Annotated in this window: 24 protein-coding genes; 23 read left to right on the top strand and 1 reads right to left on the bottom strand. The window is 41.5% G+C overall.

Annotated elements, in window-relative coordinates:
* Positions 1 to 8 precede the first annotated feature (8 nt).
* The 14 genes from fabD to AC1HJP_RS03015 all read left to right on the top strand — a co-directional run bounded on the left by fabD (position 9) and on the right by AC1HJP_RS03015 (position 14,308).
* Positions 9 to 935: an ACP S-malonyltransferase gene (fabD, locus tag AC1HJP_RS03080; RefSeq protein ID WP_480360310.1), complete on the top strand. Its 927-nt coding sequence runs from the start codon at positions 9 to 11 to the stop codon at positions 933 to 935.
* 13 nt (positions 936 to 948) lie between these two features.
* Positions 949 to 1,695, top strand: a complete 747-nt coding sequence (gene fabG, locus AC1HJP_RS03075) for a 3-oxoacyl-ACP reductase FabG (RefSeq protein ID WP_480360309.1) — start codon at positions 949 to 951, stop codon at positions 1,693 to 1,695.
* Positions 1,696 to 1,915: 220 nt separating this feature from the next.
* A complete protein-coding gene (gene acpP / locus AC1HJP_RS03070) occupies positions 1,916 to 2,152 on the top strand; it encodes an acyl carrier protein (RefSeq protein WP_058030130.1) in 237 nt (78 codons plus the stop codon).
* Positions 2,153 to 2,238: 86 nt separating this feature from the next.
* Complete coding sequence (gene fabF, locus AC1HJP_RS03065) at positions 2,239 to 3,477, top strand: beta-ketoacyl-ACP synthase II (protein ID WP_349286174.1); 1,239 nt, start codon at positions 2,239 to 2,241, stop codon at positions 3,475 to 3,477.
* 64 nt (positions 3,478 to 3,541) lie between these two features.
* Positions 3,542 to 4,333, top strand: a complete 792-nt coding sequence (gene pabC, locus AC1HJP_RS03060; protein ID WP_480360308.1) for an aminodeoxychorismate lyase — start codon at positions 3,542 to 3,544, stop codon at positions 4,331 to 4,333.
* Positions 4,326 to 5,315: an endolytic transglycosylase MltG gene (gene mltG, locus AC1HJP_RS03055; protein ID WP_480360307.1), complete on the top strand. Its 990-nt coding sequence runs from the start codon at positions 4,326 to 4,328 to the stop codon at positions 5,313 to 5,315. The genes pabC and mltG overlap by 8 nt, the downstream gene beginning before the upstream one ends.
* A complete protein-coding gene (tmk, locus tag AC1HJP_RS03050; RefSeq protein WP_349286171.1) occupies positions 5,305 to 5,934 on the top strand; it encodes a dTMP kinase in 630 nt (209 codons plus the stop codon). Before mltG ends, tmk begins: the two co-directional genes overlap by 11 nt.
* Complete coding sequence (gene holB, locus AC1HJP_RS03045) at positions 5,934 to 6,833, top strand: DNA polymerase III subunit delta' (protein WP_480360306.1); 900 nt, start codon at positions 5,934 to 5,936, stop codon at positions 6,831 to 6,833. The genes tmk and holB overlap by 1 nt, the downstream gene beginning before the upstream one ends.
* Before the next feature lie 9 nt (positions 6,834 to 6,842).
* Positions 6,843 to 7,169, top strand: a complete 327-nt coding sequence (locus AC1HJP_RS03040; protein WP_404390200.1) for a PilZ domain-containing protein — start codon at positions 6,843 to 6,845, stop codon at positions 7,167 to 7,169.
* 8 nt (positions 7,170 to 7,177) lie between these two features.
* Positions 7,178 to 7,957 carry a TatD family hydrolase gene (locus AC1HJP_RS03035; RefSeq protein WP_480360305.1) on the top strand — a complete coding sequence of 260 codons (780 nt, stop codon included), beginning with the start codon at positions 7,178 to 7,180 and terminating at the stop codon, positions 7,955 to 7,957.
* A gap of 5 nt (positions 7,958 to 7,962) precedes the next feature.
* Positions 7,963 to 9,819 carry a metallophosphoesterase family protein gene (locus AC1HJP_RS03030; protein ID WP_480360304.1) on the top strand — a complete coding sequence of 619 codons (1,857 nt, stop codon included), beginning with the start codon at positions 7,963 to 7,965 and terminating at the stop codon, positions 9,817 to 9,819.
* A 75-nt stretch (positions 9,820 to 9,894) separates the two neighbouring features.
* Positions 9,895 to 13,518 carry a sensor histidine kinase gene (locus AC1HJP_RS03025; protein ID WP_480360303.1) on the top strand — a complete coding sequence of 1,208 codons (3,624 nt, stop codon included), beginning with the start codon at positions 9,895 to 9,897 and terminating at the stop codon, positions 13,516 to 13,518.
* 114 nt (positions 13,519 to 13,632) lie between these two features.
* Positions 13,633 to 13,884 (top strand): FAD assembly factor SdhE, encoded by a 252-nt coding sequence (locus AC1HJP_RS03020; protein ID WP_130255848.1) that lies wholly within the window; start codon positions 13,633 to 13,635, stop codon positions 13,882 to 13,884.
* Positions 13,865 to 14,308, top strand: a complete 444-nt coding sequence (locus AC1HJP_RS03015; RefSeq protein ID WP_480360300.1) for a protein YgfX — start codon at positions 13,865 to 13,867, stop codon at positions 14,306 to 14,308. The genes AC1HJP_RS03020 and AC1HJP_RS03015 overlap by 20 nt, the downstream gene beginning before the upstream one ends.
* Positions 14,309 to 14,346: 38 nt before the next feature.
* Here the strand turns inward: AC1HJP_RS03015 and nadB are convergent, their stop codons facing one another.
* On the bottom strand, positions 14,347 to 15,942 hold the full coding sequence (gene nadB / locus AC1HJP_RS03010; protein WP_480360299.1) for an L-aspartate oxidase: 1,596 nt from the start codon (positions 15,940 to 15,942) through the stop codon (positions 14,347 to 14,349).
* A 235-nt stretch (positions 15,943 to 16,177) separates the two neighbouring features.
* Between nadB and rpoE the strand changes: the two genes are divergently transcribed.
* The 9 genes from rpoE to recO all read left to right on the top strand — a co-directional run bounded on the left by rpoE (position 16,178) and on the right by recO (position 23,826).
* Positions 16,178 to 16,759: an RNA polymerase sigma factor RpoE gene (gene rpoE, locus AC1HJP_RS03005; RefSeq protein ID WP_058030117.1), complete on the top strand. Its 582-nt coding sequence runs from the start codon at positions 16,178 to 16,180 to the stop codon at positions 16,757 to 16,759.
* Positions 16,760 to 16,761: 2 nt separating this feature from the next.
* Positions 16,762 to 17,367: a sigma-E factor negative regulatory protein gene (locus AC1HJP_RS03000; RefSeq protein ID WP_480360298.1), complete on the top strand. Its 606-nt coding sequence runs from the start codon at positions 16,762 to 16,764 to the stop codon at positions 17,365 to 17,367.
* A complete protein-coding gene (locus tag AC1HJP_RS02995) occupies positions 17,367 to 18,317 on the top strand; it encodes a MucB/RseB C-terminal domain-containing protein (protein ID WP_480360297.1) in 951 nt (316 codons plus the stop codon). The genes AC1HJP_RS03000 and AC1HJP_RS02995 overlap by 1 nt, the downstream gene beginning before the upstream one ends.
* A complete protein-coding gene (locus tag AC1HJP_RS02990) occupies positions 18,314 to 18,763 on the top strand; it encodes a SoxR reducing system RseC family protein (protein WP_480360296.1) in 450 nt (149 codons plus the stop codon). The genes AC1HJP_RS02995 and AC1HJP_RS02990 overlap by 4 nt, the downstream gene beginning before the upstream one ends.
* A 69-nt stretch (positions 18,764 to 18,832) precedes the next feature.
* The gene (lepA, locus tag AC1HJP_RS02985; protein ID WP_480360295.1) at positions 18,833 to 20,620 is read left to right on the top strand and encodes a translation elongation factor 4; all 1,788 of its coding nucleotides are present in this window, start codon (positions 18,833 to 18,835) and stop codon (positions 20,618 to 20,620) included.
* 12 nt (positions 20,621 to 20,632) lie between these two features.
* Entirely contained in the window at positions 20,633 to 21,568 is a 936-nt protein-coding gene (gene lepB, locus AC1HJP_RS02980; protein WP_480360294.1) for a signal peptidase I, read from the top strand.
* A gap of 1 nt (position 21,569) precedes the next feature.
* Positions 21,570 to 22,247, top strand: coding sequence for a ribonuclease III (gene rnc, locus AC1HJP_RS02975; RefSeq protein ID WP_138482104.1), 678 nt, complete (start codon positions 21,570 to 21,572; stop codon positions 22,245 to 22,247).
* A complete protein-coding gene (gene era, locus AC1HJP_RS02970) occupies positions 22,237 to 23,136 on the top strand; it encodes a GTPase Era (protein WP_058030110.1) in 900 nt (299 codons plus the stop codon). The genes rnc and era overlap by 11 nt, the downstream gene beginning before the upstream one ends.
* Positions 23,137 to 23,826 (top strand): DNA repair protein RecO, encoded by a 690-nt coding sequence (recO, locus tag AC1HJP_RS02965; protein ID WP_480360292.1) that lies wholly within the window; start codon positions 23,137 to 23,139, stop codon positions 23,824 to 23,826.

Here is a 23,826-nt window from a genome sequence, read left to right as displayed (position 1 = left end):
AGCATTATATGTCACAGAAAATTGCACTTTTATTCCCAGGTCAAGGCTCACAAGCAGTTGGCATGCTTGCAGAGTTACTTGAATCATCAGAAATTGTAAAAGCAACATTTGCAGAAGCATCGGAAGCGCTTGGTTATGACCTAGCAAATCTTGTTGTTAACGGCCCAGCTGAAGAACTTAATCAAACTCATCGTACACAACCTGCATTACTAACTGCGAGCGTTGCAGTTTACCGTGAATGGGTAGCAAACAATGCAGAAGTTGAGACCGTGCTAGCTGGTCACAGCTTAGGTGAGTACTCAGCGTTGGTATGTGCAGGTGTTTTAAGTCTTGCTGAAGCCGTAAAGTTGGTCGAGAACCGTGGTCTTTATATGCAGGAGGCCGTACCAGCAGGTGTAGGTTCAATGGCTGCTATTATTGGTCTTGATGATGACAAGATCCAATCAATTTGTGCTGAGCTTTCGGGTGAGCAAGTGGTTGCACCTGTTAACTACAACTCTCCTGGTCAAGTTGTTATTGCGGGTCACAAAGAAGCGGTAGAAAAAGCGTCTGAGGCTTGTAAAGAAGCAGGTGCAAAACGCGCACTACCACTAGCTGTGAGCGTGCCTTCTCACTGTGAACTAATGAAGCCTGCAGCAGAAAAACTGGCAGCTGATTTAGAAGCACTTGCATTCAATGCACCGAAATCGAGCGTGATCAACAACGTTGATGTTGTCATTGAAGCAGAAGCGGCTGCGATTAAAAATGCGCTAGTACGTCAGCTTTACAGCCCTGTGCGTTGGACTGAAACAGTTCAAGAACTTGCAAAGCTTGGTATTACACAAAGTTATGAATTCGGCCCAGGTAAAGTACTGAGTGGCCTAGTTAAGCGTATTGACAGATCAATTTCTTGTGCATCTGTGAACGATGCAGCAGCAATTGAATCTGCGAAATAAGAAGAGATAAAGAATGAGCAATCTATTTTCATTAGAAGGTAAAATTGTTTTAGTAACAGGTGCAAGCCGTGGTATCGGTAAATCTGTTGCTAATGCATTAGTTGCACAAGGTGCGATTGTTGCAGGTACTGCGACGAGCGAATCTGGCGCTGAAAAAATAAGTGAATATTTAGGCGAAAACGGTAAAGGTTACGCGTTAAACGTGACTGATGCTGATTCAATAACAGCAACGTTAGCGGCAATTAAAGCTGATTTTGGCGATATTGATGTACTTGTTAATAACGCTGGTATCACTCGTGATAACTTGCTTATGCGTATGAAAGACGATGAGTGGAACGATATCATCGATACCAACTTAAGCTCTATCTACCGTCTGTCTAAAGCGGTTCTTCGTCCTATGATGAAGAAAAAAGCAGGTCGTATCATCAACATTGGTTCTGTTGTGGGCACAATGGGTAATGCGGGTCAAGCAAACTATGCAGCTGCAAAAGCGGGTGTAATTGGTTTTTCTAAATCTCTAGCACGTGAAGTGGCTTCTCGTGGTATTACAGTGAACGTTGTTGCACCAGGTTTTATTCAAACCGATATGACTGATGAGCTTACTGATGAGCAAAAAGCAGCAACGCTTGCTAACGTGCCTGCAGGTCGTTTAGGTCAGCCTGAAGAAATTGCAGCAGCTGTATGTTATTTAGCGTCTGATGCGGCTGCGTATGTATCAGGTGAGACTTTGCATGTAAATGGTGCGATGTACATGGTTTAATTGCTGTAGATCATAAAAAAGATTCAATTAATTTTTTGTGATCTTGCTGCAATCTTACTTGAAATTGCTATTAAAATGAGCGATAAAAGTATAAATTAATTTATAACAGGTTTGACCAGATCAAAATATCTGAGCAAATCCTTGAAACACAGAATTATGCGCCGTACACTACGCCGCAATCTGAAAATAACGCAAATGCGTTTTAATAAAGGAAAGAAGAATGAGCGATATCCAAGAACGCGTAACGAAAATCATTGTTGAGCAACTAGGTGTTAAAGAAGAAGAAGTTAAAAACGAAGCGTCTTTCGTAGACGACTTAGGTGCTGACTCTCTTGACACTGTTGAGCTAGTAATGGCTCTAGAAGAAGAGTTCGACACTGAGATCCCTGATGAAGAAGCAGAGAAAATCACTACTGTTCAAGCAGCGATCGACTACGTTACTGCTCACGCTGAGTAATCAAACGTATCACTTGGGGCAGCATTCGCTGCCCTTAGTCTTTTCTACCCCCTCATAAAAATAATCAATCCCTTTTGGAGGAAACCGTGGCTAAACGTCGAGTCGTAGTAACTGGCTTAGGTATGTTGACGCCGCTAGGTAATGATGTAGCATCAACCTGGCAAGGCTTACTAGAAGGCCAAAGTGGCATTTCTAACATCACGCACTTTGATACCACAAATTTTGGAACTAAATTCGCAGGTCTCATCAATGACTTTGATGTCACTGAGTACATGCCGAAGAAAGAAGCCAAAAAAATGGACTTGTTTATCCAATATGGTGTTGCAGCAGGGGTTCAAGCTTTAAAAGACTCAGGTCTTGAAATCACTGACGAAAATGCAGCACGTGTAGGTGTAGCTGTAGGTTCAGGTATCGGTGGTTTAACTTTAATCGAAGAAAATCATGTAAAACTACTTAATAGTGGCCCTCGTAAGCTGTCACCGTTTTATGTGCCTTCGACAATTATCAATATGATCTCTGGTCACTTGTCTATCATGCATGGCTTGAGAGGTCCAAATATTTCAATCGTTACTGCTTGTACAACTGGTTTGCATAACATCGGCCATGCTGCGCGCATGATTGCCTATGGTGATGCAGATGCGATGGTTGCAGGCGGTGCGGAAAAAGCATCTACGCCAATCGGTATGGGTGGTTTTAGTGCGGCTCGTGCACTTTCAACACGTAATGATGATCCACAAGCTGCTTCTCGCCCTTGGGACAAAGACCGTGATGGTTTTGTACTGGCAGATGGTGCGGGCGTGATGGTACTTGAAGAGTACGAACATGCAAAAGCACGTGGTGCAAAAATTTATGCTGAGCTAGTTGGGTTTGGTATGAGTGGCGATGCATTCCATATGACGTCACCACCTGAAGATGGCTCAGGCGCGGCGCTTGCAATGGAAAATGCCCTAAAAGATGCGGGTGTAAACGCTGAAGAAGTGGGTTATATCAACGCACATGGTACTTCAACGCATGCGGGCGACAAAGCTGAAACGCAAGCGGTTAAGTCCATCTTCGGCGCCGCTGCTGATAAAGTGATGGTTGGTTCATCTAAATCAATGATGGGTCACTTGCTAGGTGCTGCAGGCTCTGTTGAGTCAATTATCACAGCGCTATCGTTACACGATCAAAAAGTATCACCGACTATTAACCTAGATAACCCAGATGAAGGGTGCGATCTAGATTATATTGCGCACACAGGTCGTGACGCAAAACTTGAGTACGCTTTATGTAACTCATTTGGTTTTGGTGGAACCAATGGCTCGTTGCTATTTAAAAAGGTATAATCCTTAAATACGGCGACAAACTACTAAAGAAAGCCTGGCAATGCCGGGCTTTTTTGTGATTAAAATGAGCTTAAAAATAACAACTACAATCACACCTCAAGACCGCGGCTTTCAATATGGCGATGGTTTTTTTACCACTGCAGCCATTAAATCAGGCAAAGTCCAACACTGGGATTTACATCTCACACGCCTGCAATCATGTGCCAAAGCACTCCACTTTCCAAAAATTGATTGGCAACAGTTGCAACTCGAGTGTGAAAAGCATGCGGCAGAGCATCAATTAGCCGTATTAAAAGTGGTTATCACCAGAGGTGAGGGAGGGCGTGGTTACCAAGCGCCTGACGAGCCAAGCCTCAATGCGATTGTCTCCGTACTTCCTTTTCCTACACATTATGCTGATTGGCAGGCTCAGGGGATCAAAGTGAGCACTTCAAACGTAAAACTTGGTCATCAACCCTTGTTGGCGGGTTTAAAAACATTGAATAGACTTGAACAAGTGTTGGTTAAACAAGATGCCAAGCAGTTTACTGATAGCCATGATGTGGTAGTGTTAGACATCAATAATCAAGTGATTGAAACATCAGCAGGAAATTTGATTGGTTTTAAAAATGGTGAGTTATTTACGCCTAAATTGTCAAAAGCAGGAATAAAAGGTGTTTACATTAGTGCATTGCAGCAAGTAAATACCATTATTGAAGTTGAAGAGAGTATCGGTTTTTGGTCTGATATGGACGCGTTGTTTACTTGTAATAGTTTGATGGAGTTAGTGCCAATTATTCAATTAGATGCTGAACAGTTTGAGCTTGAAGCTGCTTTAATCGCCAAACAGAGTTTAATGAGTTCCTTATATGCTTAAGAAGATAACCGCAGCCTTTGTGCTTTTGATATTATTCGCTGCCGTATTCATTCAACAGCAAATTACACACTTCAAGCAGTTACAACTGACAAACATCTCTGAGCTATTTGAAGTGAAACGTGGTACAGGTGTTCATCGGCTTTGTAATGAGTGGTTAGCGAAAGGCAATATTGATTCGTGTTTTGCACTGCAAGTATATGCCAAATTATATCCTGCGAATACCTCGCTAAAACCAGGCTTATATGAGCTACAAAATTTAACTGTGTTAGAGGCCATTGATAAAATTCACCAAGGCCAACAAAAACAGTTTAGTTTTACCGTGATCGAAGGTGACACTTTAAAAATGGTCCTCAATAAGCTCAAATCGGCTGATTTCATCGATTACAATATTGACGAGGCTAAGCTTTCAGAGCAATTAAAACTGACTAACTATGCGGAAGGCTGGTTACTACCCGAAACTTATTTTTATCATGCAAACGATAGCGCATTGTCGATAATTACACGGGCTCATGAGGCTATGAAAGCAGAGCTCGCGCAAGTTTGGGAAAATAGAATGGCCAATTTGCCGCTGCAAAATGCTTATGAGGCGCTTATATTGGCATCGATCATTGAGAAAGAAACGGGTTATGCTGGGGAGCGCAAAAAAATCGCTTCAGTGTTTATTAATCGACTCAATAAGAAAATGCGTTTGCAAACAGATCCTACGGTGATTTATGGGTTGGGAGAACGATTTGATGGCGACATTAAACGCAAAGATTTAAAAGAGCATACGCCTTATAATACATATAGAATAAATGGTTTGCCGCCAACACCCATTGCCATGCCATCAAAAGAGGCGATCGTAGCGGCGACTCAACCTGATACAACTGATTACTATTATTTTGTTGCCAAAGGCAATGGCCAACACCAGTTTTCTAAAAACTTAACGGATCATAATAAGGCCGTAAGACAGTATATTTTAAAGAGAAGTAATGACAGCTAAATTTATTGTGATTGAAGGCCTTGAAGGGGCTGGTAAATCAACAGCAATGCAAATTTGCCAACAGTTTCTTGCAGACAAGCAAATTGATTTTATTAACACCCGAGAGCCGGGTGGCACGCCAATGGCTGAAGCACTTCGAACGCTTGTTAAAAACCAGTATGAAGAAGAAGTGGCAGGTGAAACTGAGCTACTTATTATGTACGCTGCACGCGCGCAGTTACTGCATAATGTGATCAGACCGAGTCTTGCCGCCAACAAGTGGGTACTGGGTGACAGACATGACATGTCTTCACAAGCTTACCAAGGTGGTGGCAGAGGTTTATCTCAAGCAACATTGAATAGTCTTTCTGATATTGTGTTACAAGGCTTGAAGCCAGATCTCACCTTATATCTGGACATTTCACCAGAGGTGGGTTTATCACGTGCTCGTGGACGCGGAGAATTAGACAGAATTGAGTTAGAGGCGATCGAGTTTTTCGAAAAAACCCGCGCACGTTATTTAGCATTAGCTGAATCAGATGAGAACTGCGTGGTCATAAACGCAGAGCAAGCGATGGATAAAGTGCACGCTGATATTCTGGCTGCCTTAGAAAATTTTTATCAGCAGGTTAATCTCTGATGATGCCATGGTTAGAGCGTCCTTGGCAGCAGCTCAATACGAGCTTTAAAGCGGGTCGCTTTCATCATGCTCAATTACTTGCAGGGTTGCAAGGAGTAGGCAAGTTAGCATTAGCACAAGGGCTAGCTGATGCCATCTTGTGTGAAAATACTTCAGAGCTTTTGGCATGTGGTCAGTGTAAAAGTTGTGCCTTAATTGCAGCACAAACTCATCCTGATAAACTGCTTGTCAGCTCTGAGGGTGCGACCATAGGTGTCGATGAAATAAGAGCAATCGCAGATTTTATCTATCATTCAGCGCAGCAAGGTGGCAACAAAGTGGTTATTGTTCACCAAGCGCATAAAATGACGCATTCAGCGGCCAATGCACTGCTAAAAACCCTTGAAGAGCCAAACGCAAAACGCTTTTTAATTTTAACTTGTGATGATGTCGCGCAATTGCCAGCGACGATTGTGAGCCGCTGTGCAAAAAGCAATGTAGCGGTTCAGTCCGAGCAGCAAGTTAGGGCTTGGTTGACGCAGCAATTAGGTGATTACGCTGAACAGCCCTGGATTAACTTGTTTATATCGCAGCCTTTAAAAATTAAGTATTGGTTTGAAGCGGGTCAAGTTGAACAAATTAACCAATTATTCCATAGTATTGAAACACTCAACCACACCACAGATGTGTCGCAATGTGTTGAATTATTGGTAAAATTGCCAGAATTGGTCAATGAAATGGGGCGCTTTGTTCAAGGGCGAATAAAGCAAGCTTTATACAATGGTGCTGACTTCTCGAAAATGACAGTCGCACAGCAGGCTTTGGCTGACTTTATAAAGGATCATCAACAGATCCCTGGCTTGAATTTACAATTAGCCTTGCTTAAGTTATTTACAGCGCTAAAACAGGCTTTGCAGTAGGGGAGCACTATGCAAGTTTTACTTCTAGATTTTGAAGATTTTGACGAGTTATATCGTTGTTATATGCCCGCATTAAAGCACGGCGGCTTGTTCGTTAAAACTAACTCTCGCTTTGATATGGGGCAGCCTTTATCGCTTCGCGTGACCTTGCCTGATGCATTAGAAGAAGATGTGATTGAAGGCAAAGTAGTATGGATAACACCGCAAGGCGCGCAAAATTCAAATCCCCCAGGCGTGGGCGTTGGCTTTTCTGAGGGCAATGAAACAGTCAACGATAAAATTGTAAAATTGCTGGGGACAGCACTTAATTCAGAAAAACCCACCTACACCATGTAAGAGTAGTTATGATTGTAGATTCGCACTGCCATTTAGATAGATTAGATTTCGATAAACTTGGTTTATCACTCCCAGAAGCATTAGATGCAGCAAGACAAAAGCAAGTCGAGCACTTTTTATGTGTGAGCGTCACATTAGATCAATTCCCGAGTATGCTTGAAAAAGTACATGCATTTGATGATATTTCAGTCTCATGTGGTGTGCACCCTTTAAACCAAGATCAAGCTCTGGATAAAAGTCAGTTATTGTCATTGGCTCAACACGATAAAGTGGTTGCGATTGGCGAAACTGGCCTAGACTATTACTACTCAAAAGACACGCATTCAGTGCAACAAGAGAGTTTTGTTGGACACATAGAAGTGGCCAATGAACTGCAAAAACCCCTGATCATTCATACCCGAGATGCCCGAACTGATACCATAGATCTGATGAAAGCCCACGGTGCTGATAAATGCGGTGGTGTTTTGCATTGTTTTACTGAAGATTGGAACATGGCAAAGCAAGCACTAGATTTAGGCTTTTATATTTCAATCTCAGGTATTGTTACATTCAAAAACGCGGTTGAATTAAAAGAGGTGGTGAAACAAATTCCACTAGATAGATTACTCATCGAAACTGATTCTCCTTACCTTGCACCAGTGCCTTATCGTGGCAAAACCAACCAGCCAGCTTATGTGCAAGATGTGGCCTATTATATTGCAGACTTAAAAGGCATTACATATAAAGAGCTCGCAACGGCAACAACTAACAACTTCTATGACCTATTTAGTTTAGCCAAGCGCAAATAATCGTCATGTCAGTTGTAAACACACATCTTCCAGAACTTTTACTTGGCCCTATGGTTCGTCGGGCTGAAATTAATAATGTGTGTTTGCAACTTGTCACTTCAATGCCTCGGGCCGTGCGTTTTGAGTTTACGGGCACAGAGGTTGAAAACGAAGTGCTCGAAATACCACTAGGTAAGCATTGTTTTTTCTATATTGTAAATGTAAAACCAAAAAGTGGTGAGTTCATTGCCGATACAGAAATAGGCTATACGTTGTATCTTGATGATACTAAAACGGATTTATCAGCTTATTGTTATGCTCATGCCGATACGCCTGAGTTTGTTATTCCTCATGTTTTAAAGCAAGTGTTACACGGCTCTTGTCGCAACCCGCATTATCCTGTTGATGACTCGATGGCAAGCGCTGATAAAGCAGTCTCTGAGGCGCGACAGAATCAAACAACCGCACCGACATTATTGTTGCTTTCAGGCGATCAAATCTATGCCGATGATGTGGCCGGGCCAATGCTTCAAGCCATTTATGCTGTTATAGAGCAACTAGGTTTGTTCAAAGAAGCTCGAACTGAATATATAAATTTACCTGATAATTTATCTGAGCAATTATTTGCAAGAACGCCGCACTTACCCAAAACACCTTGGCAAGAACGTTCAAAACGCAGTTTAGGATATTGGCTTCGTCAAGATGACCCGCATTTTACCAGCGCGCATGCAGTCAATCACCTTGTTTATTTGGAAGAGTTTATTGCCTATTATTTATTAGCACAAAGCGGAGTGTGTTGGCAGTTTTTTGATTTTGATAAAGCGCACTTTAAAAGTGCCAATGCGAATCAGACTAAATTATATGAGCTGCAAAAAACCAGCTTACAGGGATTTGTAAAGAGCTTGCCGAAGGTTGCAAGGTTGGCTGCGAATGTCTCAACCTTGATGATGTTCGACGATCATGATGTCACAGATGATTGGAATTTAACCGCACAGTGGGAACAAAACATATCATCCAATCCAGCCAGTCAACGAATTATCAGCAATGGCTTGCTGTCTTATTGGCTCTTCCAAGGGCTTGGGAATGACGCAGGCTCAGTGTCTAAAACGCTTTTAGCCCATTTCAACTCTAGCCTCAAGACAAGCGAATGGCACCTGACCAAATTTGATACACATCTTCATCAGTTTGATAATTGGCATTACTGCCTTGAAACCATGCCAAAATTGGTTGTATTAGATACAAGAACTCACCGCTGGCGTAATGAGCAAGACTTTAATGAACCCAGTGGTTTAATGGATTGGGAAATGCTGATGTTTCTTCAAACTCAACTTCAGCATCAAAAAGAAACAATTATAGTGTCTCCAGCGCCAGTATTTGGGGTAAAAGCCATTGAAGCGGTGCAAGCCATTTTCAACGCCTGTGGGCATCCTTTGGTGGTGGATGTTGAAAACTGGATGGCCCATGAAGGGGCTGCCAGAAAACTTATGGACATTTTTAGACGCAGTGACACGCCGATAGAAACCATTATTTTATCTGGCGACGTACATTATTCTTTTTGTTTTTCTGTGCAAGCACGCTTTGGGCAACATGATAATCGCATCTGGCAATTGACCGCATCAGGTATCAAGAATGAGTTCCCAAAGACGCTACTGAAGTGCTTTGACCATTTAGATTCTTTTTTGTACGCAAGATGGAGTCCACTAAATTTCTTCACTAAGCGCTGGCAAATGAAAGTGACCAAGCACCTCTGTCGCTCTGAGCATTTGCGCTCACCTTATCTTTTATCTCACGCTGCAATCAGCCTGATTGAGCTTGAAAACAACAAACTCGCAGGCTACTACCTGTTGCATGCTGACGGCACAAAAAGCGATTTCGAACTTTAAAAACTTGTTTATTTTTTAGTGAGTTTTAATAGCTTTGCTATATTTAAAACACTTTGGTGTGTTTGATGGCAGGGTATGAGAGCGACAATTCTATCTTTTTTATTTCTGCTTTTTTCTAGTCAATTGGTACTGGCTGTGCCGCAGTTTACTGATACGGCTCAGATCATGCGATCTTACGATTATAGTGCAGGTCTAACGCAAAGCTCCATTACAGCGCTAGCTCAAGATCAGTTTGGTTATATTTGGGTGGGCACCCAAGCTGGCTTGAATAGATTCGATGGCCATGAATTCAAACAGTTTCAACCAAAACAGCAAGATAAAAATAGCCTCTCTGGTGGTTTCATCACTGACATTTGTATCAGCGATCAAGACGTATGGGTAGGCACACATACAGGGTTAAGCCGCTATAATACGCAAAATGGGCGGTTTCATTCTTTTTTGGCAGGTGATTATGACGCGATCACATCTGACAGAGTGAACGATTTAACATGTCAAAGCGCGCATGTGTTGGTGTCGACTGCCAATGGTGAGAGTTATCAGATTAATAAAAGTACGTTAGAAGTTAGCCGCTCTCCAGTAGTGGGCAATTTCATTCGCTCACCAGAGACACAAAATAACAACATTTATTACCTCACCGACAAAGGTTTAATGAAAATTAACGAGCAGCAACAGTCGCTATTGCTATTTGAAGGTGAATTCAAGATGCTCAAGGTTAGGGGGCAAAGAGTATTTCTGCTGACGAAAAGTGAAGAACTGATAGTTTATGATTTGTTATACAGCAGAGTTTTATGGTCGAAAACGTTTGCTGAGGTCTCGAACATTACCCTCAATAACTTGTATCTTTCGACCAATGAAATATTGCTCGCGACAAATAACGGTGTCTATTTATTCCATTTCGATGGCACTTTGTTAAATCATTGGTACAAACGTCAGCAAGCAAATGGCCTTCAAGATAATAATATTTTGTCCGTTATGAGAGACGACAATAAAGGCATTTGGATTGGTACAGAAACCCGAGGTCTACATTTTTTTAGCCAACTCAGTGAGTCATTTGGACATGTCAGTACAGATAATTATCCAGATTCGCCTTTAGCTACACCAGACACTCGTAGCTTTGCCATCGATAAACTAGATAGAATTTGGATAGGCACCTCAGCAGGTGTTTATGTTTTTAATGGGCAAGGGTTTATCGAGTCACAATTTATTTATAAGGCGTTAGTTGCTGTTCAAGGTAGTTTTATAACTAAGTTATTTATGTATGGCAGCGACTTATGGATAGCAACACGCGGTAATGGTGTGTTTCGGTTCTCATTTGAGACAGAAACTCTGGAACACTTTAAGCCCGACTTTGGTAATGGGCCTGAGTTAAGCTTTAACGATATTGTTCTGTATGATGACGTATTGTTGCTTTCATCAAGAACAATGGGTTTGATGTTTTTTAATGAAAATACAAGTAAGTTAATGCCGTATTTTGCAAGTTCACTTGATGCACCTTCTCATGTTTCTTCATTGCTTGTTGTAAAAGAAGAGCTTTGGTTTGGCAGTATTGGCAATGGGTTATTCCGCTATAAGGGGGATGAACTTCAACAAATCAATACGTCAGATGGACTACTGTCTAATTTGGTTTTCATGCTTGTTCAAGATGCCTATGGCAGAGTATGGGTTGCCAGTGAGCAAGGGATCACCCTTATTCATAGTGACTTTAGTATTGATCGTACTTTCACACAAAATGAAGGGTTAAGTAATACTGCCATTTGGGGCCTTATTTATGACGGAGTAGGGCATATTTGGGCTGGTACAAGTGGTGGGCTCAGCCGAATTGATATTAGTAATTTCAATGTACACAACTTCTCTCCGACGGATGGTATTCAAGATAATGAATTTAATTATAATGCTGCTTGGCTAGCACCAGATGGTCGTTTATTTGTTGGTGGCGCGAAGGGGTTCAACCAATTTTACCCGCAGAAACTTGATGTAGACAATTCAGCAAGGCCCTTATTAGTCAGTGAAATTGAGTTATTGGGCGAATCACTTAAGCCTTCAGAAGGCTCTGTATTGTCTGTGGCCCCTGAACTGGCTGAGGGGCTAAACTTAAAACATAACCAAGACATTATTTCTTTGAACTATTCAAGCTTGGATTATGGCGCAGAGCAAAATCAGTTTTATTATCGTGTTATAGGATTGAGCGAACAATGGTTAAAACTTGCAAATGGAGTAAGACAAGTTAGCTTATTAAAACTCAAGCCAGGAAACTATACTGTCGAAGCTTATACCATTAACCGTTTTAATGTCGCTTCACCAGTTCATCAATTCTCACTCAGTATTGCAGCGCCTTGGTGGTGGAATACTGGCTCTAAAAGCTTTTATATCTTTTTAGTATTAACCCTCATAGCTTCTATTGTTTATGCCCGCCAACAGAGATACAAAAAAGTTGTTCGTGACAATATTAAAATGTCAGAGTTGAGGCAGCGCTTAGAGTGGTCACTGTGGGCCAGTGGTGACGAGCTTTGGGACTGGCATGTGAATAGTAATCAAATATATCGTCACACAGTGTCTTCGAAAGTTGATTATGGTGATGCAGGCACAGTGATGACCATCGACGATTTTGATCAATTTGTCCATCCAAAAGACTGTATATTGGTTGAAGAAAAAGTACGTGAATGTATAGAAGGCAAAACAGACAGCTATGAAATAGCAATACGGGTTAAAGACTTGTTTGAGCAATGGACTTGGGTACTCGATAGAGGCAAAGTCGTCAAGCGTGACCAGAATGGCAAAGCAACGCGTATAGCAGGGGCATTAAAGGACATTGCAGAACTTAAGAAAAATCAAGAAGCACTCCAGAAGCTAAATGAACAACTAGAGATAAACGTCGCTATGCGAACCGATGAGCTTTATAAAAAGAATCAGAAACTTGAGCAGGCGATGATGGAATTACAACATACGCAACAAGAGCTGATTGAAAGTGAAAAAATGGCGTCATTAGGTAGTTTAGTCGCAGGGGTTGCCCATGAGATAAATACACCACTAGGAGTTGCCTTGACAGCTTTAACTTATAATCAAGAAAGTTTAGCTGCAATAGAGCATAAGCTCGAGAATAAGTCACTGAGGCAGCAAGATTTAGATAATGCAATAAACGAACAAAACCAAGGCTATGCACTGATTTTAAGAAACTTAGATAGGGCGCAAAGCTTAATTAGTAATTTCAAGCAAGTTGCTGTTGACCAATCGAGTGAACAAGCAAGAAACATATTCATAAAATCTTATCTAAAAGAAGTATTTGATTCCTTGGTTCCTTTAACAAAAGGAAAGCAAATAGAGATAGACATAGAAGGCGAAGATTTTGAATTGAACACTTATCCTGGCGCAATATATCAAGTAATTACTAATTTATTAAACAATTCGATGATCCATGGGTTTGAAGGCGTTGAGTCTGGCAATATTAAAGTTTGTATTCACCAAGACGGAGAGTTTTGGCATCTGAGCTATGACGAAAATGGCAAGGGAATGAGTGCTGACATGCTTAAAACAGTTTTTGACCCCTTTGTAACCACTAAGCGGAACCAAGGCGGGTGTGGTTTGGGTATGCATATAGTTTATAACCTGATAACGCAGCTTTTAAAAGGGGAAATCAAGTGTAGCTCTACATTAGGGGAGGGCATTACCATTAAACTGAAATTGCCTATCGAGCTACTCTAAGATTACTGATATACATTACTTAATATCAACTTTTCAGCTGCATAGCATTTTAATGTGTTAACTGATTTTATATACTTACCACTCTAGATTATTCTAATTACTTTGAGGTTATAGATGACTCAGCTTTTTCCAAAATCACGACTAAAATGGGCCTGTAGAAGGGGAATGCTAGAACTAGATGTACTGCTTGGACCGTTTGTTGATGAAGCTTTTGACGAGTTGCCTGAACCTGACAAACTAATTTTTCAACGTTTACTCGAAGTAGAAGACCCTGATTTATTTGCTTGGTTTATGGGTCATGAAAAGTGTCCAGATCCAGAGCTAAATAAAATGGTTCAGTTTATACTTGGCCGCGTCAAAGTATAAAATTATATTTGTAGATAACCGACAAGATTTAAGGGTCATAGCTCTGATCTTGTTGGTTTTAAGTTTTGCCACCTTTCTTGCCTCTGCACATCTGATTTCTTTCTTGTTTATTAGCATCGCTGCAGCATTAGCGTTTTTACTTTTTTATAAAATTACCCAACATACGACGCCACTTAGTGGAACGCTGTTACTTGACTGTGAAGATAACTATATTGAAATACATAGTGAAAAGGCGCTGTCTGGGCAAGTTATGTCAGCAAAGCTTCAATTCGCTGTCTTATCTCTAAACGTCAGAACAATTCAGCAAAAAACTAAAACCATACAATTTGTGGCTTCTTCAATGAGCGAAAAAGATTGGCGAAGATTGTGTCGATTCGCTTTGAATGAAAGGCAGCCAATCCTCAAAAATGATTCGAGCATTTAAGAGGATTGATGTTGCAGAGCAAGGCGCTGTTTTTTAGCTTATGGTTTTAAAACAGTGGGTGTAGGGTTATCACTCTGTTCAGGGTAGTCGAGTGTGTAGTGCAAGCCTCGGCTTTCTTTGCGTTCTAATGCACTACGAATGATTAATTCAGCAACTTGTACTAGGTTCCTAAGTTCTAACAAATTATTACTAACCCTGAAGTTAGCATAATATTCTTGGATCTCTTGTTGTAACAGCTCAACACGTCGCAATGCACGTTCTAAGCGTTTTGTTGAACGAACTATGCCGACATAATCCCACATAAATAGTCTTAGCTCATGCCAATTATGGGTGATCACAACTTCTTCGTCTGAATTGCCTACTTGGCTTTCATCCCACTGATTGATTGCATCAGGCACTTGGGAGTTTTCAAGCTTAGACAAAATATCTTTGGCTGCTGCATGTGCGAACACTATGCACTCGAGTAATGAGTTACTCGCCATACGGTTCGCGCCATGAAGACCTGTATAAGCGACTTCGCCAATCGCATATAGATTTTGTAAGTCGGTTTGACCATTAAAGTCTGTCATTACACCACCACAGGTATAATGTGCTGCTGGTACCACAGGTATTGGCTCTTTTGTAATATCCAACCCTACACTCAAACACTTTGCGTAAATGGTGGGAAAGTGCTCAATGATAAAGTCTTTGTCTTTGTGTGAGATGTCTAGATAAACACAGTTTGCGCCTAAGCGCTTCATTTCGAAATCTATCGCTCTAGCAACAATATCACGCGGTGCCAGTTCTTCGCGCTCGTCAAAATCAGGCATAAATCGCGTACCATCTGGACGCTTTAAGTGGGCACCTTCACCGCGCATCGCTTCTGTTATCAAAAAGTTTTGCAACTCGGGGTGATAAAGGCTAGTTGGATGGAATTGATTAAATTCCATATTTGCAACACGACACCCCGCGCGCCACGCCATTGCGATGCCGTCACCGCTAGAAACATCAGGATTAGATGTATAAAGATAAACCTTACTTGCGCCTCCGGTGGCAAGGGCAACAAACTTGGCAGAAATCGTTTCTACTTTGTCGGCAAGACGATTATAGACATAGACACCTTTTATAGGTTGAATGTCACATTCAGTATCTTTTACCAAATCTATGGCATTATAGTTTTCAAGCAGCTTAATATTGTTATGAGATTGTACTTGGCTAACTAATGTAGTTTGAACGGCCTTACCTGTTGCATCCGCAGCATGCAGAATACGCCTGTGGCTATGCCCACCTTCACGCGTTAAGTGATAGCGCTCTTTACCTTTGCTATCAAACTCCATGTCGAAGGGAACACCTTGTTCAATTAACCATTTTAAACAAGCTTTTGCATTACTTGCTGTGTAGTGCACAGCATCCCTTTCACATAAACCGCCGCCAGCTGCTAACGTGTCTTCAACGTGTGATTCAATACTGTCATTTTTTTTATCAAAAACAGCTGCTATGCCACCTTGAGCATAAAGTGTAGACCCTTCTTTTAAAGACCCTTTACTGATCACCGTAACGCTACAGTGTTCAGCAAGTGAAAGTGCAAGGCTCAGTCCGGCAGCACCACTACCAATGACAACCACGTCAGTTTCATGGTTATTGATTTGTTTCATATTCGAATCTTCGTTTTTCTATGTGATGTACATTAACAAATGTACTATGATCGTAAAAGTACGAACGTTAGGCCAAAATAGACTTTCAAAAAGAGGTTATTTTAGGCGTTTGAATGATATTTTAAAAAAAATTTCAAAAAAACAGAACTTTTTATTTATTAGTGTGTCTCAATTGCTGTGAAAGATGGCAACTCACATTTAGTTACAATTATAAAAAAGAGGAGTACCGGCTCGAATGAGCGAGCAGGAATTGGATTTAGCATTGGTCAAGCGGGTACAGCAAGGAGATAAAAACGCCTTCAACCTCTTAGTTGCCAAATATCAAAACAGAATCGCAGGTCTTATCTCTCGATATGTATCAAATCAAAGCGATATAGCGGACGTAGCACAAGAAGCGTTTATAAAAGCGTATCGTGCTCTACCTAACTTCAGAGGTGAGAGTGCATTTTATACTTGGCTATATCGTATTGCGGTTAACTGTTCTAAAAATTATTTGGTGGCTCAAGGTCGTAAACCGCCAGCCAACGATATTGATGCTGAAGAAGCTGAACTCTACGACAACGCAGATTCTCTTCGTTCAAATGCATCACCCGAGAATTTATTGCTGAGTGATGAAGTTAAAGCGGTTATTTATAAAACCATAGATGGCTTGCCTGATGACTTAAAAACAGCCATTACCCTTCGAGAAATAGAGGGTATGAGCTATGAAGAGATCGCAGTGATTATGGATTGTCCGGTTGGCACAGTCAGATCGCGAATCTTCAGAGCGCGAGAAGCAATTGATAATAATTTAAACCCAATGATTAGTGAGTCTTAAATATGGCCCAAGCTAATAAAGCTGAGAATGAACAAGTAAGCACTTCAGAGATCTTTGACGGTGAGCGTATCCTAGATGATGCAAGTTTAAGTCAATTAGACTCTGAAAAGTTTTCGCGTTATGCCATGATAGGTGATGCATTGAGAGCCAAAAGTGACAATGCAATAACGATTGACATTACTGCAAGCGTTGCAGCAGCATTGGCAGATGAACCTTGCCACAATGTAAAAGGCATTGAAGAAGTCGCTCATCAGTCAGCGCAAACTAATGTCGTTAGTATTAGTAGTTGGAAAAAGCCGTTTTCTCAAATCGCGATAGCGGCGAGCGTTGCATTAGTTGCTGTATTAGGTGTGAACACCATGCAGCAGGCACCTGTAGCTGGTGATGATTTACCTGTACTTCAGTCTATTCCTGTGGCGGGTGGTGTTGCCCCAGTGAGTTTCTCCTCTGAGGGTTCTGCATTACAAAGTGCCCAGCAAGGGGTAAGAGAGCTTCAGCAGCAACGCATTGGCGCACTTGTACTTGAACATCAACGTCAATCTAGAATGGCCCATGCTTTACACCAGGCAAAAACTGAAAAAGTAGAAGAGAGCAAAGAATCTAATTAATGAAGCCGTTTATTTTTCTTATAAGTTTATGTTTTGCCATGGTAGTTCAGGCTTCTGAACTACTTTCTGCAAAACAGTTACTACAAAATATGGCAACTGCTGTGCATCAAAGAAATTTTGATGCTTCTTTTGTAGTGATGAAAGAAAAGGGCATGGAGCCATACCGTTGGTTACATGCACAACATCAAAATCAAGAGTTAGAGCTGTTAAGTTTACTTAATGGTGCCGGCCTTGAAATAGTCCGTGTTGACGACAAAGTTACTTACTTTGAGCCACAATCGACACCTTATTCAATTGAAACTGACACAATTGCTGGCCCAATTCCTGAAGTGCTTTTTAAAGACATAGTGGTTTTAGAACAAGATTATGATTTTGTTCTTGGCGGCAAAGGGCGGATCGCAGGGCGCCCTGCTCAGCTCGTTCGTTTAGAATCAAAAGACAGTGGTAAATACAATTACTGGCTGTGGATAGATACCGAATCATCACTGTTATTAAAAGCGGCGTATGTGAATCAAGCGGGTGAATTGCTCGAACAACTTCAGCTTACACACATCAGTGTTACGCCTGAACCTGCACAACAGCTAGTCGAGCTCTTAAACAGAGAGTTTCCTGAACCAACTCTAGTTAGTGAAAATGTGATAAGCCCACAATCTCAGTCTAATTGGCAGATCGATTGGTTACCGCAAGGATTTACCTTGTTAAAAGCCGATAGACATAAATTAGATTTAAATAATGAGCTTGCAGATTATTATTTATTTTCAGACGGGTTAGTTGAGTTTTCAGTGTTTGTGCAAAGACCGCTGGCTGGTAAAAGGCCCAGTGGCGCGTTATCATCGGGTGCAACAACTGTTTATGTTCACAACTCAGGTGCTTTTGATGTGTCTGTGGTAGGTAAAATTCCACCGCAAACAGCGAAGAGCATTGCTGAGTCTGTAAAACGAGCTCTATGATAGAACAAACCTTGAGTGTCGCGAAAATTCGCGGCACGACTGCTTATCTTCAAGCCGAAGCAAAACCAGCCTGTGAAGGGTGTAATGGTAAATGTGGTTCACAAATATTTAGCCGCCTTTTTGGTACTCATAAGAAACTCTTTCCCATTGACCTAAGTGAGTCTGTTGAAGTAGGTCAAAAAATAAAACTATCTCTTGATGACAGTCAGCTAGTAAATCATGGTGCGTGGGTCTATATGGCACCGTTAATGGGCGCATTTATAATGATGTTCATTGGCGCGCTGTTGTTAAATTTACCTGAACCATTACAGATTTTGTTTGCGCTAATAGGTGGTGTGTTGGGGTTTTTAGTAGCACGTTATCGAGTTAGCCGCATTAAACACCAAGTAAAAGTGGTAAAAATTTACCCAATTAGTTTCTCTGTGAAGCAAATAGATGGTGATTAGCGCAAATAAAATGTAAAATCCCACCCTAATATCTAATTTAATGACTTAAGAAGTTTAGAATCCAGAAATATGAAGCATATCCGTAACTTTTCTATTATCGCCCATATCGACCATGGCAAATCAACTTTGTCTGACCGCTTAATCCAAGTCTGTGGTGGTTTAACAGATCGTGAAATGCAGCAGCAAGTTCTGGATTCGATGGACATCGAACGTGAGCGTGGTATCACCATCAAAGCACAGAGTGTAACGTTAAACTACACGGCTGATGATGGTGAAACTTACCAACTTAACTTCATTGATACACCAGGGCACGTTGACTTCACCTATGAAGTTTCACGTTCACTTGCGGCTTGTGAAGGTGCACTATTAGTTGTAGATGCGGGGCAAGGTGTAGAAGCACAAACCCTTGCAAACTGTTATACCGCTATCGAAATGGACTTAGAAGTTATTCCAATTTTGAACAAAATTGATTTACCGCAGGCCGATCCACTTCGCGTTGCTGAAGAAATTGAAGAAATCGTGGGTATTGACGCGTTAGAAGCTGTTCAATGTTCAGCAAAAACAGGTATTGGTATTAAAGACGTACTAGAAAATATTGTACGCGATGTACCACCGCCAGTAGGCAACCCTGAAGCACCTCTTCAAGCGCTTATTATCGATTCATGGTTTGACCCATACCAAGGCGTTGTATCATTGGTACGTATTAAACATGGTGAATTACGGAAAGGTGATAAAATCAAGATTATGTCAACAGATCAAACACACATCGCTGATCATGTTGGTATTTTCACGCCTAAGCAGACAAACACGGGAGTGTTGAAAACAGGTGAAGTTGGCTTTGTGATTGCGGGTATTAAAGATATCCATGGTGCACCTGTAGGTGACACAATCACCCTGACACAAAATGCAGCGCCTGAGCGCTTACCTGGTTTCCAACGCGTTAAACCACAGGTATATGCGGGTATGTTCCCGATTGCTTCAGATGAATATGACGCTTTCCGTGATGCGCTTAACAAATTAAGCCTGAATGATGCGTCGCTATTCTTCGAGCCTGAAAACTCAACGGCACTAGGTTTTGGTTTCCGTGTTGGCTTCTTAGGTATGCTACACATGGAAATTATTCAAGAGCGTCTTGAACGTGAATACAACATGGACCTTATCACTACTGCGCCAACGGTAGTGTACGAGGTAGAAACAAAAGATGGTGTTATTCAAATCGATAACCCATCAGAGTTACCCCCAGTCAACGACATCATCGAAATTCGTGAGCCGATTGTGGAAGCGAATATCCTTGTTCCGCAAGAGTACCTTGGTAATGTAATTACACTGTGTATTGAGAAGCGAGGTGTTCAAACTAAGATGGCTTACCACGGAAACCAAGTTGCTGTGACTTACGAGCTACCAATGGCTGAAGTAGTGATGGACTTCTTTGATAAGCTTAAGTCAACGAGTCGTGGTTTTGCGTCACTAGATTATAACTTTAAGCGTTTCCAACCTTCTGATATGGTTAGAGTTGATATTTTAATTAACGGCGACCGTGTAGATGCATTGGCAATTATCGCACACCGTGAAGGCTCACAGCAGCGTGGTCGTCAATTGGCTGATGCGTTGAAAGAGCTGATTCCTCGTCAGATGTTCGATATTGCAATCCAAGCAGCTATCGGTACGCATGTTATCGCGCGTACAACAGTTAAGCAGTTACGTAAGAACGTAATCGCGAAGTGTTACGGTGGTGACGTGAGTCGTAAGAAAAAGCTACTTCAAAAACAAAAAGAAGGTAAAAAGCGAATGAAGCAATTGGGTAACGTTGAAGTTCCTCAAGATGCATTCTTAGCAATCCTTAAAGTAGGTAAATAACAGGACTTATTAATGGCAGGCTATTTTTCTGTATTCTTGGTGCTTTTGACTCTTGGGTCAGGCTTGATCTGGTTGATTGATCATTACATGTTCGCACCAAAGCGAAAAGAACGAATTGCGTTGGCACAAGGTGCCACGCAGACTCCTCTTGATGATGATGTGATTGCGCAGATTGCCCCCGAGCCTGCCATTGTAGAGGGTGCAAAATCGATTTTTCCGATGATTGCAGCGATCACCATCTTCCGTTCGTTTATTTTTGAACCATTTCAAATACCATCAGGCTCCATGATGCCAACGTTATTAGATGGCGATTTTATTTTGGTTCAAAAATATGCGTATGGCATTAAAGATCCGGTTTGGCGTTCACAGATGATTGAAGTCGGTGAACCTGATCGCGGCGATATTACGGTATTTAAATTCCCACTGGATGAGCGAATTGACTTTATTAAACGCGTCATTGGCTTACCGGGAGACAGCATTGTGTATCGTAACCGCCAACTTTTTATCAAGCCTAATTGTGAAGCAGGTAAAGAGCGCACTGACAACCTAGTGTGTGGTGAATACAACAAAATAGGTCTTGATATTGTAAACCGTGATGAATTTATGCAAGGACCAATGCCTTTGGTAAGATTGACTGAAGACTTACCAGGTGCACAACATGACATTCTTATAAATCCACAGGCTTTAGAATCTACTGATCGCTATTACCAGCAAACTGGGACTCGTAAAGATGAGTGGGTCGTGCCGAAAGACAGTTATTTTGTAATGGGTGATAACCGTAATAACAGTCAAGATGGTCGTATGTGGGGTTTTGTTCCTAAAGAAAACTTAGTGGGCAAAGCTGTATTTATTTGGATGAGTTTTGATTTTGATAATGGCCCAGATAGCCTGTTACCAGGGTGGGTTCCAACCGGTGTTCGTTTTGAACGCCTAGGTAATATTCAATAAAATGAAAAGAAGTGTAGCAGAATTATATAAAAAAATAGGCTATGAATTTAGTGACGAGTCATTGCTTGAACAAGCCATGACTCACCGTAGTCACAAAGGCCAGCATAATGAACGTTTGGAGTTTCTGGGCGATTCTATCTTGAGCTACGTTATAGCCGATGCGTTATACAAAAAGTTTCCTAAAGCACGTGAAGGCGATTTAAGCCGCATGCGCTCGACGCTTGTACGCGGTCAAACTTTAGCTGAATTTGGTGTTGAGTTTAATTTAGGTGATTACCTTCGTTTAGGCCCAGGTGAATTAAAAAGCGGTGGCTTTAGACGCGAATCAACACTTGCCGACGCTGTTGAGGCGATCATTGGTGCTGTTTTCTTAGACTCAGATATTGATTCTTGTACTAAGCTTATTTTGACATGGTATGAATCTCGTTTAGCGGCAATTTCTCCGGGTCACAATCAAAAAGATCCGAAAACATTACTGCAAGAGTTTCTACAGGCTCGAAAACTGCCTTTACCAAATTACACAGTGATCGACACGAAAGGTCAGGCACATAACCAGACATTCACGGTTGAATGTGAAGTGGAAGGGATGGAGAGCATTATTTCTGTTGGCAGTTCACGTCGCAAGGCGGAACAAAAAGCAGCAGAGCAAGCATTGAAGATTTTAAAGAATGACGCCTAATACGCACTGCGGCATGATCGCAATCGTTGGTCGCCCTAACGTGGGTAAATCAACGTTACTAAACAAAATTGTTGAACAAAAAGTCAGTATTACCTCGCGTAAACCGCAAACAACCCGTCACCGCATCATGGGTATTCATACTGAAGACAACTATCAAGCCGTTTATGTTGACACGCCGGGTCTTCATATTGAAGAAAAGCGTGCGATTAACCGTTTAATGAACCGTGCAGCGTCAAGCTCAATTGGTGATGTCGAACTGATAATTTTTGTGGTTGAAGGCACGCTGTGGACGAAAGACGATGAAATGGTACTAAAAAAAGTCCAAGACAGTGGTCGTCCAGTGCTTATCGTTATGAACAAAACGGATAACGTAAAAGACAAAGAAGCCGTGCTTCCGCACATGCAGTGGCTGAGTGAGCAGGGTAACTTTGTCGGTATCGTACCTATTTCTGCAAAGAGCGGTAAAAATATCGATTTAGTGAAAGATGAAGTTCGTAAGCGCCTTCCTGCATGTGAGTTTTACTTCCCAGAAGATTACGTAACTGATCGCTCAATGCGATTTTTAGCAGCAGAAATTATTCGTGAAAAGCTGATGCGTTTTATGGGTGATGAACTCCCTTACTCTGTGACCGTAGAAATCGAACAGTTTAAATGGCAAGACAATGGCGTTTGGCAGATCAATGGTTTGATATTAGTCGAGCGTCAATCACAAAAGCGTATGGTAATCGGTAATAAAGGCGAAAAGCTAAAAGTTATTGGTCGCGAAGCGCGTAAAGACCTTGAAGATATGCTTGATAACAAAGTATTTCTTGAACTTTGGGTAAAAGTGAAGTCTGGCTGGGCTGACGATGAGCGTGCACTCCGCTCTCTAGGTTACGGAGAAGACTGATTGCATAACGACTTTCGACAAGCTTACTTGCTGCATAGGCGTCCTTACAGTGACTCTCAGGCAATGCTAAGTATGCTTGTTGAAGGCGTCGGACACTTAACCATGTTGGCCAGGTTAAAAGGCAAACAGTCGGTTAAACACAGTGCCCAACTTCAACCATTCACCCCAATTTTGTGCCGTTATGCTGGCAACTACGACCTTAAATATTTAAACCAATTCGAATTAGTACAAAACCCACTTCCCTTAAAAGGCAAGCCGCTTTATTGTGCTTTTTATTTGAATGAGCTCAGTTATAGAGTGATCCCAGCCAGTGAACCGCAAGAATATATTTACGAACTATATCAAAAACACCTAAAACAACTAGTAGACTGTAATGACTTTGAACCCGTATTACGTTCGTATGAGTATCAGCTACTTGAAGCTTTAGGGTTTGGGGTGGAGTTTGACATGGATGCCGATGGTGATGAGATAAAAGATAAATTTTATTACCAATATATTCCAGAATTAGGCTTTGTTGTTACCGACAACCCGCAAATGGGGTTTAATGGTAAAGTACTTAACCGTATGGCAAGTGGGGAGTTTGCAGCTCCTGAGGTGCGCAAACCTGCAAAGTATTTAAGTCGGTATTTATTAAAACCACTTTTAGGAAACAAGGCTTTAAAGAGCCGAGAATTATTTTTATCAAGGTAA

The organism is Pseudoalteromonas sp. NFXS53 (assembly GCF_056629255.1).
Note: the sequence above shows the minus strand (reverse complement) of the source record. Positions and strands in the feature narration are given on the sequence as shown.